Annotated in this window: 15 protein-coding genes; 3 read left to right on the forward strand and 12 right to left on the reverse strand. The window is 39.0% G+C overall.

Annotation, left to right across the window (positions count from 1 at the left end):
- Nucleotides 1-339 carry a putative DNA-binding protein gene (locus IGL49_RS06755; RefSeq protein WP_002357429.1) on the reverse strand — a complete coding sequence of 113 codons (339 nt, stop codon included), beginning with the start codon at nucleotides 337-339 and terminating at the stop codon, nucleotides 1-3.
- Nucleotides 340-422: 83 nt separating this feature from the next.
- Nucleotides 423-887 (reverse strand): DUF523 domain-containing protein, encoded by a 465-nt coding sequence (locus IGL49_RS06760; protein ID WP_104853976.1) that lies wholly within the window; start codon nucleotides 885-887, stop codon nucleotides 423-425.
- A 162-nt stretch (nucleotides 888-1,049) separates the two neighbouring features.
- Here IGL49_RS06760 and IGL49_RS06765 point away from each other — a divergent pair, with 162 nt between their 5' ends.
- Nucleotides 1,050-1,760, forward strand: a complete 711-nt coding sequence (locus tag IGL49_RS06765; protein ID WP_002360193.1) for a response regulator transcription factor — start codon at nucleotides 1,050-1,052, stop codon at nucleotides 1,758-1,760.
- Nucleotides 1,757-3,529, forward strand: a complete 1,773-nt coding sequence (gene pnpS, locus IGL49_RS06770; RefSeq protein ID WP_104853977.1) for a two-component system histidine kinase PnpS — start codon at nucleotides 1,757-1,759, stop codon at nucleotides 3,527-3,529. The genes IGL49_RS06765 and pnpS overlap by 4 nt, the downstream gene beginning before the upstream one ends.
- Nucleotides 3,530-3,569: 40 nt before the next feature.
- On the opposite strand, the gene IGL49_RS06775 is transcribed toward pnpS, so the two are convergent.
- The 4 genes from IGL49_RS06775 to IGL49_RS06790 all read right to left on the reverse strand — a co-directional run bounded on the left by IGL49_RS06775 (nucleotide 3,570) and on the right by IGL49_RS06790 (nucleotide 9,902).
- Nucleotides 3,570-4,460, reverse strand: coding sequence for a phosphate ABC transporter substrate-binding protein PstS family protein (locus tag IGL49_RS06775; protein WP_104853978.1), 891 nt, complete (start codon nucleotides 4,458-4,460; stop codon nucleotides 3,570-3,572).
- A gap of 110 nt (nucleotides 4,461-4,570) precedes the next feature.
- Complete coding sequence (locus IGL49_RS06780) at nucleotides 4,571-5,749, reverse strand: pyridoxal phosphate-dependent aminotransferase (RefSeq protein WP_104853979.1); 1,179 nt, start codon at nucleotides 5,747-5,749, stop codon at nucleotides 4,571-4,573.
- Nucleotides 5,750-5,910: 161 nt separating this feature from the next.
- Nucleotides 5,911-8,601, reverse strand: a complete 2,691-nt coding sequence (locus IGL49_RS06785; protein WP_104853980.1) for an alpha-mannosidase — start codon at nucleotides 8,599-8,601, stop codon at nucleotides 5,911-5,913.
- Between the two features lie 11 nt (nucleotides 8,602-8,612).
- Nucleotides 8,613-9,902: a glycoside hydrolase family 125 protein gene (locus tag IGL49_RS06790; protein ID WP_002357422.1), complete on the reverse strand. Its 1,290-nt coding sequence runs from the start codon at nucleotides 9,900-9,902 to the stop codon at nucleotides 8,613-8,615.
- Between the two features lie 156 nt (nucleotides 9,903-10,058).
- Here IGL49_RS06790 and IGL49_RS06795 point away from each other — a divergent pair, with 156 nt between their 5' ends.
- Nucleotides 10,059-11,105, forward strand: a complete 1,047-nt coding sequence (locus tag IGL49_RS06795; RefSeq protein WP_104853981.1) for a GntR family transcriptional regulator — start codon at nucleotides 10,059-10,061, stop codon at nucleotides 11,103-11,105.
- 48 nt (nucleotides 11,106-11,153) lie between these two features.
- On the opposite strand, the gene IGL49_RS06800 is transcribed toward IGL49_RS06795, so the two are convergent.
- From IGL49_RS06800 to IGL49_RS06825, 6 genes are all read right to left on the reverse strand, one after another.
- Complete coding sequence (locus IGL49_RS06800; RefSeq protein WP_104853982.1) at nucleotides 11,154-12,083, reverse strand: LysR family transcriptional regulator; 930 nt, start codon at nucleotides 12,081-12,083, stop codon at nucleotides 11,154-11,156.
- An 18-nt stretch (nucleotides 12,084-12,101) separates the two neighbouring features.
- Nucleotides 12,102-12,815 carry a carbonic anhydrase gene (locus IGL49_RS06805; protein WP_373413000.1) on the reverse strand — a complete coding sequence of 238 codons (714 nt, stop codon included), beginning with the start codon at nucleotides 12,813-12,815 and terminating at the stop codon, nucleotides 12,102-12,104.
- A gap of 183 nt (nucleotides 12,816-12,998) precedes the next feature.
- Nucleotides 12,999-13,631, reverse strand: a complete 633-nt coding sequence (pyrE, locus tag IGL49_RS06810; protein ID WP_002360179.1) for an orotate phosphoribosyltransferase — start codon at nucleotides 13,629-13,631, stop codon at nucleotides 12,999-13,001.
- A gap of 1 nt (nucleotide 13,632) precedes the next feature.
- Nucleotides 13,633-14,346 (reverse strand): orotidine-5'-phosphate decarboxylase, encoded by a 714-nt coding sequence (gene pyrF / locus IGL49_RS06815; protein WP_104858733.1) that lies wholly within the window; start codon nucleotides 14,344-14,346, stop codon nucleotides 13,633-13,635.
- Nucleotides 14,339-15,274 carry a dihydroorotate dehydrogenase gene (locus IGL49_RS06820; RefSeq protein WP_104853985.1) on the reverse strand — a complete coding sequence of 312 codons (936 nt, stop codon included), beginning with the start codon at nucleotides 15,272-15,274 and terminating at the stop codon, nucleotides 14,339-14,341. The genes pyrF and IGL49_RS06820 overlap by 8 nt, the downstream gene beginning before the upstream one ends.
- Nucleotides 15,271-16,062, reverse strand: coding sequence for a dihydroorotate dehydrogenase electron transfer subunit (locus IGL49_RS06825; protein WP_104858158.1), 792 nt, complete (start codon nucleotides 16,060-16,062; stop codon nucleotides 15,271-15,273). The genes IGL49_RS06820 and IGL49_RS06825 overlap by 4 nt, the downstream gene beginning before the upstream one ends.
- Nucleotides 16,063-16,103: the final 41 nt, after the last annotated feature.

Here is a 16,103-nt window from a genome sequence, read left to right on the forward strand (position 1 = left end):
TCATTCCTCTATTTCTTGAATTTGTTCAATATATTTTTTGATTTCACTATCTTTTGGATAGGTTTCTTGAACATACTGCTGTAGTTGTTCAAGATATTCTTTCCGTACAACATAGTTTGAATAAAGATGTAACTTTTTTTCGTATTCTTCTAAAATTTTTTCGGTTCGTTTAATGTTATCATAAACCGCTTGGCGACTAACCTCATATTCTTCCGCAATTTCTCCTAAAGAAAAGTCATCAGCATAGTAAAGCTCCATATAATTCATCTGCTTTTCCGTTAATAATGTCGAATAAAATTCAAATAACGCATTCATGCGGTTTGTTTTTTCCATTTCCATGAGCCGTGCTCCCATCTTCAATCCCTTATAGGTTACCGATTTCATAGGGAATAGTCAATCTTTTTTTACTAAGTTTTTACCTTTTAAAAAGAAATGTCCGCAAGTTGCCATGTTTCTTCAGAATAAACGGTCATTCCTTGTTGAATAAAATAAGCAGTTGCGACTCCAACTCCAGCTTTTTTAATGCCAGAAAATTGTCCATCATAAATCAGCTGGCTGCCACAGCTGGGACTTTTTTCTTTCAAAATCAAGGTTGTAATTTGTTGAGTTTTTAATTTTTGATACGCGCGTTGTGCCCCTGCTTTAAATGCCTCAGTCACGTCTTCCCCGTTATCCGTATATACATAAGCAGTATTCGCCCAAACATCAAAGCCATCCCCGCCAATGATTTCTGCTGGCGGACGTGGAATGGGCAACTCTCCTAAAACTTCGGGACAAATCATTAGTGCTTTTCCATTAGTTACAAGTTGTTTTAACGCTTCTTGTTCTTGAGATTTTCCATCGTAACGGCAACAAATCCCACCTAAGCAACTACTAATACCAATCATTCGCTTCTCCTCATTTCATTTCTCTATTATACCATGAGTTGACTTTTCTCAAAAGTAGCATTCTCGCTTACTTTAAAGTACGTTCTTCCTCTAAAAATATGTTAAACTAACAATAGTGAAATATACACTTATTTTCAGAAATTTCTTGAAGGAGTTATGTAAATGAAAAAAGTTCTTGTCGTCGATGATGAACCATCGATTTTAACTTTGTTAACCTTTAATTTGGAAAAAGAAGGCTATCAGGTGACTACTTCCGAAGATGGTAAAAACGGCTTCGAATTAGCTTTGTCTAATCAATATGATTTTATAATTTTAGATGTAATGCTTCCTGGTATGGATGGCTTAGAAATTACCAAAGCACTTCGTCGAGAAAAAATTGACACGCCTATTTTGATTTTAACTGCCAAAGATGAACAAGTAGATAAAATCATCGGCTTAGAAATTGGGGCAGATGATTATTTAACAAAACCTTTTAGTCCCAGAGAAGTCCTAGCACGCATGAAAGCTATTTTTCGTCGTTTAAAACCTACCACGACCGAACCGCTTCAAGAGGACACACCTAAAGCTCCGCTTGTGATTGGCGAGATTCGTGTGGATGAACAAAATTATGAAGTCTTTGTGCGCAATCAGCCCATTGAGCTAACACCGAAAGAATTTGAATTACTCGTTTACTTCATGAAACGCAAAGATCGGGTCATTAATCGGGAAACCTTGTTGGAACGAATTTGGCAATATGACTTCGCTGGACAAAGTCGCATCGTCGATGTCCACATTAGTCATTTACGTGATAAAATCGAGCCCGATCCCAAACGGCCCGTTTACTTAGTAACTGTCCGTGGCTTTGGCTACCGTTTTCAGGAGCCAAAGCGATGAAAAAGAGACTGCGGATTGAATATTTTTTAGTTGCGGCAGTCATGCTTTTATTATTTGTCGGGAGTATTGCGGCGACCAATTTTTTCTTTCAAAAGGAAATGGTTGCTCAGCAAGAAACCTATTTAAGAAGAAAAAATACCCTTTTAACAGACCAGTTGCCCCCTGCCGTTTTCGAAAAAGGACAACTGACAAACCAACAACAACTCCTTGTCACCCATGCGTTAGATGATGCAGAAGAACGGGTAACTTTGTTGCAAAAAAATGGTACCGTCTTTTTTGACAGCAGCCAAAATGAACCGCTAGAGTCGCACAAAAAACGACCTGAAATCGCTGCGGTTCTATCAGGAGCTACCTATGGTTCAGCTTTACGAAAGAGTAAAACGTTAAATAAAGAACTTCTGTACGTTGCCACGCCTGTTTTAAAATCAGGAGAAATCGTTGGTATTATTCGGATTTCGGAACAAACTGCGCTATTTTCTAAAAATATCCAATCTTTTCGTCGCTATATTATCTTTACATTTGGCATCTTGTTCCTACTAATTACCTTGTTTATCTTTTTATTGTTACGGCAAAAAAATCAACCGCTAGTGACTGTCTTACCGATTCTGAAACGAATGCTTAAACATCCAGATGAAAATCGCTCCATTATCCAGCAATCTTCAGAATGGAATGAACTTTACGAAACCATTAACTTACTGAGTCAACAAGTAAGTCAAACGTATAAAGCATATACGTCTGCGGATGAGCAATTTCACGAACTTTTAGATGAGCTGATGATTGGCGTCTTCATCATTGATACGCAAGGACGGCTTCGTTTGTTGAACCCTAAGATGCAGGAAATGTTAGGACTCTCTGCTAAAAATATGCAAAGCAATTATCTTGAAGTGATTCAAGACGCCGACTTGATTCATTTAATCCATCAAGTCGTCGCTGAAAAAAACAGTTTACATCAAGAAATCACTGTGACACAAGGGCCAACGCCTTTACGTTTAGATCTTTCTCTTCGTTACTTGGATGATCAAAGCGCCAATGATTATCAAGTGTTAGGCATTGCCTATGATTTAACGCGCGTTCGCCAACTAGAAAAAATGCAAAAAGATTTTGTATCAAACGTGTCTCATGAATTAAAAACGCCTGTCACTTCTCTTTTGGGCTTTACCGAGACACTCATAGATGGCGCCAAAGAAGATCCGGAAGTCCTTGATCAATTTTTGCAAATCATGCAAAAAGATGCCCAGCGTCTACAACAATTAATTCAAGAAATTTTAGAACTTTCTCGGGGCAGCGCAACAATTCCTTATGCAGAACAAGAAATTACTTTAGAAAAATTTATTACAGAAATTCTCAGCTCTTATCAGCAACAATTGGCAGCAAAACAGCTGAAAACAGTCGTTCATGGTCTGCCAGAGAGCCAGTTTTTCACCAAATACGAATTGTTTTATCCAATCGTGAAGAATCTAATTGAAAATGCCATTCAGTATTCCCAAGAAAATGGTCAGATTACTATTTCTTATGCTATAGAAAATAAGCAATTACGTTTATCTGTTCAAGATACTGGCATTGGCATTAGTCAAAAAGACCAAGAACGGATCTTTGAACGGTTCTATCGCGTCGATAAAGCACGTAGCCGTCATTCTGGTGGCACCGGTCTAGGTCTAGCTATTGTCCAAAATTACACAGAATTATTAGGCGGTAAAATCACCATTGATAGTCACTTAGGCTTAGGCACCACTTTTACAGTTACCTTGCCTTTAACAAAAGAAGCCTAAAAAAACTCAGCCAATCCTGTTTATTGGCTGAGTTTTTTGTTTATTTTTCAGTTACTTTTCCGTTTACATCACGTTCTACTTGCATGTCTGTGATGGCTAAATAACCTAAGTCTTTGACAATTGTTTTTTGAACATCATCGGTGACCATATAGTCTAAGAAGGCTTTTACATCTTTATTAGGCTCCCCTTTTGTATACATATGTTCATAAGACCAGATTTTCCATGAATTGTCTTTCACGTGTTCTTCTTTTGGTTCAACACCATCAATGCTTAAGGCAACGGTGGAATCATCCATATAAGAAAAAGCTAAATAGCTGATTGCTCCTGGTGTTTGTTCAACAATTTTACGAACTGTTCCCGAAGAATCTTGTTCTTGTGATTGAACTGGTTTAGCCCCATCTAAGCCCCATTTTTCAAATGTTGCTCGGGTGCCACTTCCGTTGGCGCGATTGATTACGACGATTTCTTGATCTTTGCCGCCCACTTCTTTCCAGTTTTTGACTTTGCCAGTAAAGACGTCAATCAATTGTTGCTTCGTTAAATTCTTCACGCCGACTTCTTTGTTGACCACTGGTCCCATACCAACCACGGCCACCCGATGATCGACTAATTTAGAGGCATCAACGCCATCTTTCTCTTCCGCAAACACATCGGAATTTCCAATGGTCACTGCGCCATCTGCAACTTGCGAAAGTCCTGTTCCGCTGCCGCCACCTTGGACAGAAACCGTATAATTGGGATGTTCTTGTGTAAATTGATCTTTCGCAGCATCTACTAACGGTTGTAAAGCGGTGGAACCAACAGCGACAATTTTAACTGGTTTGTTATTATCCGCTTCGCTGGATTTTTCAGTTGTGCCTCCTTGAGCGCCACACCCAGTTAATAATAACCCTAGACTCAGCATAGTTGCTGCAATTACACGTTTTTTCATCTTTGCACTTCCTTTTCAATTAGTTACAAGTTTAGTCTACCAAGACTCTGTTAATTCTGTTTCAATTAAATGTAAATAAAAGGTAAAGCTGTGTAAAGAATCTATAAAGGTTAGTGCGTTACGCGGTGTGTCGCCATGTAATGTGCGATTCGTTCCATGGCCGTTGTTAATTTATCCATCTCGGACGCATAACTAATTCGGACGTATCCTTCTGCTTCTGGGCCAAAAGAAATACCTGGAATCAACGCTACTGCTTCTTTTTGCGCTAAATCAATACAAAATTTCATAGAATCTTGTTCATAACCAGTAGGAATCTTAGCAAAAATATAAAAGGCGCCATTTGGACGCGCAACCTCAAACCCCAATTGAGTCATTTGTTCATAAACAAAATCGCGCCGTTTCCGATACTCTTCTTTCATAATTTCAGCATCATGTATTCCTTCGATTAAGGCACGGACAGCCGCTTTTTGAGACACAGTGGCAGCCGCAGTAACTAAATACTGATGAACTTTAATAATCTCCGCTGTTAAAATCGCTGGTGCAAAAATAAAGCCAATCCGCCAGCCTGTCATAGCATGTGATTTCGACAAACCGTTAATTAAAATCGTTTGGTCACGTAACATTTCAGCAATCGAAACATGACTCTCATCATAAGTTAACTCACTATAAATTTCATCACTAATCACAAAAATGTCGTATTTTTTTAGAACATCAGCAATGGCTTGCAACTCTTGGCGGTTATAGGTGACACCAGTTGGGTTGCTAGGATAATTTAAAATAATTGCTTTGACTTGGTTCCCATGCTCGGCCATCGCCGCTTCAATCATTTCAGGGGTCAAGACAAAATCATTGTCTCGTGTATCCAAATATACCGGTTCCGCCCCCGCCAATGTAATAATTGGTTCATACCCTGGGTAAATAGGTGCTGGTAATAGCACTTTGTCACCTTGTTCTAAAATTGCTAATAACGAAGCTGAAATCGCTTCTGTTGCTCCAACTGTTACTAAAATTTCTGTCGCAGGTTGGTAAGTCAAATCGTACTTTTCTTTCATAAAATAAGCGGCTGCTTCACGGACATCTAATAAACCAGACATCCCTGTATAATGAGAAAAATTCGCATCAATTGCTTCTTTGGCTGCTTTTTTGACATGCTCAGGTGTGTTAAAATCCGGCTCTCCTAGCGTTAATTTTAAAATACCTTCAATTCCTGAGACTTGTTCGTCAAATTGACGAATTAAAGAAACAGCAATTTTATTTAATTGACGATTAAAACGATTGGTTAAATCCATTTAGCTTCACTCCTTCAGTTGACGTTATAGTAGCACAAATTGACCGTAAAATGAATGATTTTCTCATTGTTTCGCTAGATTTTTATTATAAATATCTCAAAAAAACAGCAGAGAAGAAAATAGGAGAACTTTGTCCTTTTCAACAAAGTTCTCCTATTTATTTATTTTTCGAAACGCCATGTCCGAATTTCAAACGGACGTAATGGTGCATCAACTTCTATCGCTGGTGTCAACGGTTCTTCTAATACATTTGTTAAACAAGTCGCTGGTTGTGTCTCTTTGTGAAGTTCACAAGGAATATTTTGCGCTGTTAGATTAAAGCCACGAACGACTAAATGATTCGTTTGCTCTTGACGTTTAACGGCTGTCCAACCAATCGGTCCTTCTGCCGTTGTCAAATAAACATGGTTCGGTGCTAGTTTACCTTCATGACGCGCAGTAGTAGCTGCAGTAAAAGGAATTTGTGCACTATAAGCTTGTTGATACGTAGCAAAGCGTTCTTCTGGTTTGCCATGCAATGACAAACCATATTTAAAGGTATATTCTCCTTGGCATTGTGCTTCTGGTGTCGCAAAATAGCCCCAATCACCTAGTTCGCCAACACAACGAATTAATGTGACCGCAATGGTTCCATCTGCTAAGACTTCATACTCATTTAAGCCTTCATTGAAGATAGTCACGCCTTTGTTTTGATCATGAACATTCACAAACGCTTGTTGGTGCTGCGGGTTTGTTGGATTTTCCCATGTGTCACTTACTTGATTTGGTCGTGTCACGACTTCATAAATACTATCCGCTTCGTGTGTTTCTGTGACCATGCCAGTTGGGAAAAGTACGCGTAAACGATGATCTTTGATTTGATTATTAATGGTTGTTTCGAAGAATAATTGGTTACTTTCTTTGATCATTGTAACCACTGTCGTTATTTCGAACGGGCGAAGCGTCGTTGAACGTTGTGCATGGCGTTCTCTAAACTCACGAACAGCCTTTTGTTCTTCTTCTAATCGTTCATCTGCTGAAACTGGTAACATGACGGTTTGTTTAATTTGATAACTTGCTTTTACAGGGGAATTTTCTTTATTCGTGATTTCAGCCGTTACATTTTCGGTTGTAATTCCTTGGTCTTCGGTCGGTTTGAAAAAGATATATTCATTCCCAATATCGCCAGTATCTTCAAATGTTAACAATTTTGAAAATGTTTCTCCTGTTTTTTTGTCAGCAATGGTTAAGCTACCATTGTTTTCAATTTTCACTTGAATAAATTCGTTTTCCATTTCATTTGTTGCTGGTTTAGCCAAAAGACTTCCTTCAAAAGCTTTCATTTCTCCTTGAATCAATGCAAAGCTATCCCAAGAGAATGGCGCCATTTCTTTGACGGATAATTCGACCGTTAAGTATTTAGCCATGTACGGTTGACGGAAGGCATCTTTAGGTAAATCGTAACCAAAACGAACATCTTCTTTGACAATACGGCTTGCAACGGCTTGTCCAGTTGGATCAATCACTTGATAATCTGGTGTCGCTTTTTGTATTAATTCATGATAAAGATCTTCAGGTTTTCCTGTATAAAATGGCAATCGTTCAATCTCCACTTCCACAGTGACAACCTCCGTTTTCTGATAGCCACTAGTATTAAATAAAACAAACGGGTGCGCTTTTTCTGGGAAAACACTTGTATCAATTGCTTCTGTTAATTGTCGTGTTGCTTCATCTGCTAAGAAACGCCCGACATCATTGGCATTTTCAAAGCGAGTCATCATGCCTCGGTGAACCTCGTCGACAGAACAGCCACAAATACTATCGTGCGGATGGTTTTGAAGCAATGTTTTCCAAGCATAATCAAATTGGTCATGGGGATAGTCGCCAGTTACTTCGTAAGCCATTGCTGCTAAAGGTTCTGCGATATTTTCTAATTGACGTTGGACTTTTGTGTTCCACTGTTTTAAATAGACGCGAGCAGAAGAAGTATTGGCTAATGTGTACCAGCCATCCGTTTCTTGACTCGTTAATTCACCTGTTACTGTTCCTAAATCTTCTGGTAACTCCTCTTGAACAGCTTTCAAATAGTCATCGAAATTGGAATGAATAAATTCATATTCTGGGAATAGTTCATTGGCTAAAGCGATGGCCTTAGTAATATCTCTTTGTACCGGTTGGTGGTCGACCCCGTTCATCATCAATAAATGGTTTGTGGAAGCGTAACGTTCCACATCAGCCAATTTTTGTTTCCAAAAAGTGATTGCCGCTTCTTTTTCTGAAGGAATTTCGTTCCCATTACTATACCAGTTCGCAAAAAGCAAGCCGAAAATTTTCGTTTGGTCAGGACCTTCCCACCACATTTCAGAATATTGTGAGCTATAGTCGCTTTCTAAGACTTGATTATCAAAGCCAATCGGTTTCACCCCGCGTCCAAAGGCAGCCGCAGGCAGATTTGCTAATTGCATCATTTGAGGCGTTTGACCCATATTCCCAAATGTATCCGGGAAGTAACCTAATTGAACTGGTGCTCCCCATTTTTGACTTTCTAAATGCCCAATCAGCATGTTTCGAACATTGGATTCAGAACTAATTAAAAAGTCATCTTGTAAAATATAAAATGGTCCGATTTTTAGTTTACCTGCTTGGACAGCTTTTTTCACGGCTTCTTTTTTCTCTGGGCGAACTTGTAAATAGTCGTCTAAGATAATCGTTTGTCCATCTAAATGGAAACTGTTAAACTCTGGATCATTTTCAATTAAATCTAATACATTATCCACTAATTCAATTAAGCGCATATGATGTTCTTCATAAGGAAGATACCATTCACGATCCCAATGACTATGGGAAACAATATAGACTTTTTTCTTTGTCATCACTTTTCCTCCTATTTTTCCACTCGGATGTCAAAATAATCCATAACTAATTCACAAAACATCATATTAGCCCATGAAAACCATTCTCTTGTATAATTTTCAGGATTATCTACGTCAAAACCTTCATGCATCAAATGAGTCCCCGCATCTGTGGCAACTAATAAATCTAAAATTCGTTCTTTTTCTGCTTTATCTTTGGTTGTCATTCCTTCCATTGCTAAAGCAATCGGCCACACGTAATTTTCTGGTGTATGCGAGCTACCAATCCCTTTCGCATATTTACCTTCATAGAAGTAAGGATTTTCTTTACTTAATAAAGTTTGGCGGGTTGTTAGATATTGTTCATCCTCTGTTGAACAATAGCCCAGATATGGAGCTGCTACTAAATTGGGAACATTACTGTCATCCATCACGCTTGCATTGCCTAAACCATCCACTTCATACGCGTAAATCGTTTCGTTATTTTGATTTTTTGTTCGTCCAAATGTTTGAATGCCTTCTTCAATCTCTTCTTGTAATTTTTTAGCTATCGCCACAATCGTCGCGTCTTCTAAAACATCAGAGAAAATTTCTTGAATATAGCCTAAAATTACGACTGCAAACATATTAGAAGGAACTAAGTAACCATATTGGCAGGCATCATCACTAGGACGGAAGCCTGACCATGTCATCCCTGTTTTGCCAACTGGCGTTCCTTTCCCTGCTTCAACCAACGTATCTTCTTGACGCCACGTATCTCGTTCAAATAAATAAGGTGACTGCGCGTGATCTTGTTCTGTTGTGAAAACGTTGAGAATTTTTTTGACGCCTTCCACAAAGTCTGAATTAAATTGTTCGGTCATCCCGGTATTTTTATAAAGTAAATAGGCTAATTGGACCGGGTAACATAATGAATCAATTTCATATTTCCGTTCCCAAATCCAGCCATTCATTTCTGTCTTATCTGTTTGATGGCCTGCATGATTATCTGTTTCATTAAACGCATTGGCATAAGGATCAATGCAAATATAACGAAACTGGCGCTTAACCAAACCAGCAATCATTTGAGCAAGGTCTTCGTCTTCTTTCGCAATCACTAAGTATGGACGAACTTGTGCTGTTGAGTCTCTTAACCACATTGCTGGAATATCGCCTGTTAATAAAAAGGTAGTACCATCTTCTTGACGTTTCACTGTTGTTAGTAAAGTATTGGCAAAGGCCGCCTGAAAGTTTTTTGCCCAATCTTGATGTGCTTCACCGCATTTTTCTGTAATTGTCTCCATAAATGTTGCTACGGATTTTGGAACTTCTGTATAAACCATTCTCGTCACCCCTTAAATTTGATATATCATTTTACACTTGAATTATAGCGTTTACATTTCGCTTTGTCTAGTGATTTCGATCATTTTTTTCATTTTAAAACCAATTAATTTATGGTAAACTATCAATAAGATATATCTTATTGTGAGGTGAAATGAATGAAGCAACCATTATATCAACAAATTATTGATTATTTACAAAATGAAATTGATTCAGGGCGATTGCCTGTTGGAGCGCAAGTGCCTACCGAAAAAGAATTATCGGCTCAGTTTAACGTCAGTAGAATTACGTCCAAACGAGCGCTAACTGAGTTGGAAACGCAAGGCGTAATCCAACGTCACCAAGGAAAAGGAAGTTTTGTTCAAGCACCAAAGCCTCCTCTCCATACCTCTTTAAATAAAGTTCTTTTTTTATTGCCTTTTGCAGACGATTTATCAGTAGGAAATTTCTATAGCGGTTTGACCCCTACTATTCAAGCAGCTGGATTAGAAGTCTTTATGACCTCGCCTAATTTTTTGAGAGAGAAAAATGCTGCGGACATTGTGAATGAGTTTGCCGGGCTTGTCTATTATGCTGCTACTAGTAATGACTACCTCGACTTACTGTTCGAGTTGGCTTTGATGAATTTTCCAGTCGTTGTCTTGGATAAAAAGATCCATGATTTACCTTTTGCAACCATTCAATCAGACAACTTTGCTGGTGGTAAAACAGCAACCGAACGCTTAATTGGCTTAGGACATACGAAAATTGGATATATCCTTTCGGGAAGTCCGGCCTTACAATCCGTTCGGCAACGTTATTTAGGTTATCTCCAAGCTTTAAAAGAAGCCAATCTGGCATTTCATACAGCAATCACGGAAACCAATCTCTTAGATGAACACAACTTTAAACAGTATTTTGAGACGCACCAACTCACAGCCGTGGTCTGCGATAATGACTTCAGCGCGTTACATTGTTTACGAAACTGTAAAAACCTAGGTATTCATGTACCAGCAGAATTATCGATTATTGGTTTTGACGATATTCAAGCAGCAGCATTTGTCGAACCTCCATTAACAACTATGGCACAAGACTTTAAAGAAATGGGAAAACTAGCTGGCGAAGTGTTATTACAAACGATGCAACAGGACCTTCAAATCATAGAAGACATTCAAGTGCCTGTCACATTAATTGAAAGAGAAACCATTGCTACTGTTTCAAAATGAGCCAAAAAAGAAGGAACTATCAGTCAAACCACTGATAGTTCCTTCTTTTTATTCCTTAGTGCTAAACGTTTTGGTATCAATCTCTTTTTTAAACAATGCTTTTAGTTCTTTGATAAAGTAGCGACCAATCGGACTGATTTCCCGATTTTTGGGAAAGAGTAAACAAATACGATTTTCCAAGGCTGGCGCCAATGGCACTAACCGAATTTCTTTCTTCGTAAAACCCGTTACGACTCCTGAACCAGAAGCATAAGCATTGGTTTCTACCAACAAATTCATTAAAGTTCCACGATCCGTAGTATGAATGACCGATTCCTGTTCAGGAATTTCAACTAAATCTTCAGAAAAATAGGAAAAATTGCTTCCTTCTTGATTAAAGCGAACTTGTGGATAGGGAACTAATTCCTCTAAATGAATTTCTTTTTGCTTGGCTAAAGGATGATGATTTCCTAAAAAAATGTGTGTATTAAAAGTACTGATTACCTCGTAGGCTAGATTAGCTTGTTCTAAATACCGTTCAATACTGACACTATTTTGTTCATTTAAATAAATAATCCCCAACTCACTGTGAAATCCTTTGACGTCTTCAATTACTTTTAAGGTTGTGGTTTCAAAGACACGAAAATCTTTATATTGATCCCCATACTTTTTAAGAACTTTGGCAATTACCTCACCTAAAAAATCGTAATGTTGCGAAGAGATGGAGAATCGTTCGCTGGTCACTGTCTCGCGATAGCGATTTTCCAATAACTCCATTTGAACTAAGACTTTCTCTGCTTGTTCTAAAAAAACCATTCCTTCTTCTGTTAAAAAAGCGCCCTTATTGGTACGTAAAAAGAGGGAAATCCCTAGTTCTTCTTCTAATTCCCGAATACTATTTGACAAGCTAGGTTGTGTAATAAATAGTTTTTTGGCTGCTTCCCGAAAACTCCCATTGTTAGCTATGGCAGCAACATACTTCATTTGTTGAATATTCAACACTTTTCCCTCCACACACTAATCATTTGAAAAATAAATCTTACGCCCATTCAACGGCTGAAGGGGCCGATTGTTAAAGGCCAACATGCCTTCCTTGATCTTATTTAAAAAGGTTTGATCCATTTTTTGAATGGTATCAAATACAAACCATTTCACTGGACCCTTAGTTGGCGGTGTTGTTAACGAGCCTACATAATGGTAGTGTAGTCGCTTCTCTGGTAAAAAGATTGACGGATTAAACCATTGTTGGTGCGTGCCGTTTTCCCAGTCCATCGGATGATTCGCTTCTGAAAAACGATTTTCTTCCTCAGTGATGGTAAACAAGCAACCGACAACTAAATTTTCGCCAGCATCATTCATATGAACTAAATGGAATTCTAGCGGATACTGCTTTCCCGATAACAAATGTTCGCTAGGCATATGAAAATGGATATCGGTTAAATAATACGCAACATTTTCAAACATTACGTAACTTTCCGTATTTGGTGGTACAAAATGAAACGTATTTTTGAATTCCTTTTCAGTGAATTCTTCTTTTTTATAATGAAACGTAATCTGAGAATTTACTATCTCAGCACTTTCTTTTTCCAAAGCAATTGGCGATTGATAAGCAAACTTAGCACCTTCTGCAAACCAGTCACATAGCGTATGCCAATGTTCCGGTCCATCGTTGCCTGTATAGCTCCATTCAACGTCCATATTTTTTATTTTTTTCATACACTCTTCCTTCATTTCCACATAGTAATCAGGTAAAACTCATGTTAAAACTCTATCCTAACATCTTTTCTGCGTCAAACAAAAGAACTTAGATCATTACGCTCCTCGGCAAATGACCTAAGTTCTCCTACCGTTAAATCTGGTTACTGAAAATAGCACTAAAAAATCAGACGACAAGAACCGTCTTTAGTTCAACGGTTATTTGCCCCAGTTTTCAGGATCTTTTTTCCATTCTTGTAATAAGGTAACATCTTTTTCTTCGATATAGTTTGCTTCTAATGCAGCATCAATTAAAGTTGAATAATTGGTTAACGTTAGTAACGTCATCTGTTTATCTGCAAAATTTGCCGTTCCTTTAGGTAACTCATAAGTGAAGATTGCCGCAACGCCTAAAACCGTTGCTCCTTCACGTTCCGCCGCTTCTGCCGCTTCTAAAACGCTACCGCCTGTTGAAATTAAATCTTCGATAACTACCATTTTTTGTCCTTCAGAAATTCGGCCTTCAATTTGATTCCCTTTGCCGTGGTCTTTGGCTTTACTGCGGATATAAACCATTGGTAATCCTAAAATATCGGCTACCCATGCCGCATGTGGAATCCCTGCGGTAGCTGTCCCAGCAATCACTTCGACTTCTGGGAAAGTCTCTTTAATTTTCGCCGCTAAGCCTTCTGCAATTTCTTTACGCACAGCAGGATAACTCATCGTGATACGGTTATCACAATAAATTGGGCTTTTTATGCCACTAGCCCAGGTAAACGGCTCATTAGGGTTTAAAAACACCGCTTCAATCTCTAATAAATCTTTGGCAATTTTTTTTGCTACTTTTGTCATGTTACTTTCCGCTCCAGTCTTTTTTGATTTCTTGATAGGCTTCATAAGGATTTTCTGCTTGGGTAATAGGTCGGCCAACAACGATATATGTGGACCCGATTTCGCGAGCATGTTGCGGCGTAACGACCCGTTGTTGGTCACCTACTGCACTTCCTGCTGGACGAATACCAGGTGTTAAGCAAATAAACGTCTGCTTAGTTGCTTCTTGAATACCACGTGCTTCTAAGGCCGAGCAAACTACGCCATCCAGACCCGCTTTTTCCGCACATTTAGCATAATGAATGACACTTGTCTCTAAAGGAACATTGATTAATTGATCATGGTGCATCTCTTCTTCACTAGTAGAAGTCAACTGGGTTACAGCAATTAACTCAGGAACCTTAGCGCCTGGTTGAGTCCCTTTGATTAGACCTTCCTTAGCTGCTTGCATCATTCGAACGCCCCCTGCTGCATGGACATTGGTAATTGTAACGCCTAATTTTGCTAAATTTGTCATAGCTTTTTCCACAGTATTCGGAATATCATGTAATTTTAAATCCAAGAAAACATCGTGGCCTTGTTCTTTAAGCCAGCGAACAATCGCTGGTCCTTCTGCGTAAAAAAGTTCCATCCCTACTTTAACAAACAAGGCTTCTTCCTTAGAAAATTTTTCTAAAAAAACAGCCACTTCTTTTTGCGTGGGAAAATCTAACGCAATAATTGGTCTATCATGCATTTTGCTGCCCCTCTCTCACTTCTTTAATTAATTGTTCCAACGATTCAATGCCTAACTCTTCCATTCGCTTAGGTAATCCGTCAATCAACTTCGGACAAATATATGGATCTGTAAAGTTGGCCGTACCAACCCCGACAGCACTAGCGCCTGCCATGAACATTTCCAAGACATCGTCCACTGTTTGAACACCACCCATTCCAATAATTGGTAACTGAGAAACACTGGCTACTTGTCGGATTAAGCGAATGGCGACAGGTTTAATGGCTGGGCCAGATAGTCCGCCAGTTTGATTGGCTAAAATAGGTTTTCTCGTTTTTAAATCAATGCGCATCCCTAGCAATGTATTAATCATAGAAAAACCGTCTGCGCCCCCTGCTTCAATTGCTTGGGCGATCGGCACAATGTCCGTTACGTTTGGTGATAGTTTAACATAAATCGGAACAGAGGCGACTTTTTTGACTGCTTGTGTTAATTGAAAAGCAACCTCGGGATCTGTACCAAAAGCTATGCCGCCATGTTTCACATTGGGACAGGAAATATTCAGTTCAATTGCTTTGACGTTAGGCGCTTGCCCAATTTTTGCGCAAACAGCCACATAGTCCTCTTCGCAAGCACCTGCAACATTTGCGATAATCGGTAAGTTAGGGTACTTTTCTAATTTTGGTAATTTTTCTTGCATCACCACTTCTAAACCTGGATTCTGCAATCCAATGGCATTTAGCATACCACTAGGTGTTTCAGCTACACGTGGTGTGGGATTTCCATATCGTGCTTGGGGGGTTGTTGCCTTAATCATAATTGAACCTAATTGATCAAGGTCATAATAGTTAGCATATTCTTCCCCGAACCCAAAGCAACCACTGGCAGGAATAATCGGATTTTTTAATGTTAAACCTGGAATTGAAACGGCTAAAGGATTTTTCATCATAAGATAACCTCACTTGCTTTAAAAATCGGACCTTCATCACAGACCTTGACACTTTTTGCTCCAGTAGTGTCTCCTTTTTTATGGCAAACGCAGGCATAGCAAGCCCCAATTCCACAGGCCATCCGTTCTTCTAAAGAAAGGTAAACATGGGGATGTGTTGGAAATAAAGAATCAATTACTTTTAACATACCATTCGCCCCACAAGCATAAACTGCATCAGGGATCCGTCCTTTTGCTAACGCTTCTGACAATAAACGGCCCACGTTACCATGAGCGCCAAACGAGCCATCATCTGTAGCAAAATGTGTTTCTCCTAATGCCATAAATTCTTGTTGGTAATAAGCAACCTCTTTTGATGCATAACCAAGAAAATGAATCACTTTCACGCCTTTTTCATTGAGTTGCTTTGATAATTCATACAATGGGGGAATTCCGATTCCTCCGCCAACAATAAAAGCAGTTTGACCAGCTGCTACGGTAGTTACATCAAAGCCGTTTCCTAAAGGACCTAAAATATCTAATTGTTCACCAGCCTTCATGGTGGCAAAAACTTCCGTTCCAGAGCCTTCGACTCGATAAATCAAACGACAGGTTTCGTTCGAATGATCAATTTGGTTGATGCTAATCGGTCGCCGCAAAAGTAAATCTGCACGCGGAACCTTGATATGCACAAACTGTCCTGGTCGTGTCATCTCTTTCACTAGCTCGCCTTGTAAGTCTAACTGAAAAATGCGTGGCGCTAACTGTTTTTGAGCTACAATGGTCATCATTTCTTGCTTTCTCTGCATCAGTATCCTTCACTCCTTTATTCTCTAATTCCCCTATAAAT

It is taken from the genome of Enterococcus sp. DIV1337a (assembly GCF_051712285.1).
GTDB lineage: Bacteria > Bacillota > Bacilli > Lactobacillales > Enterococcaceae > Enterococcus > Enterococcus faecalis.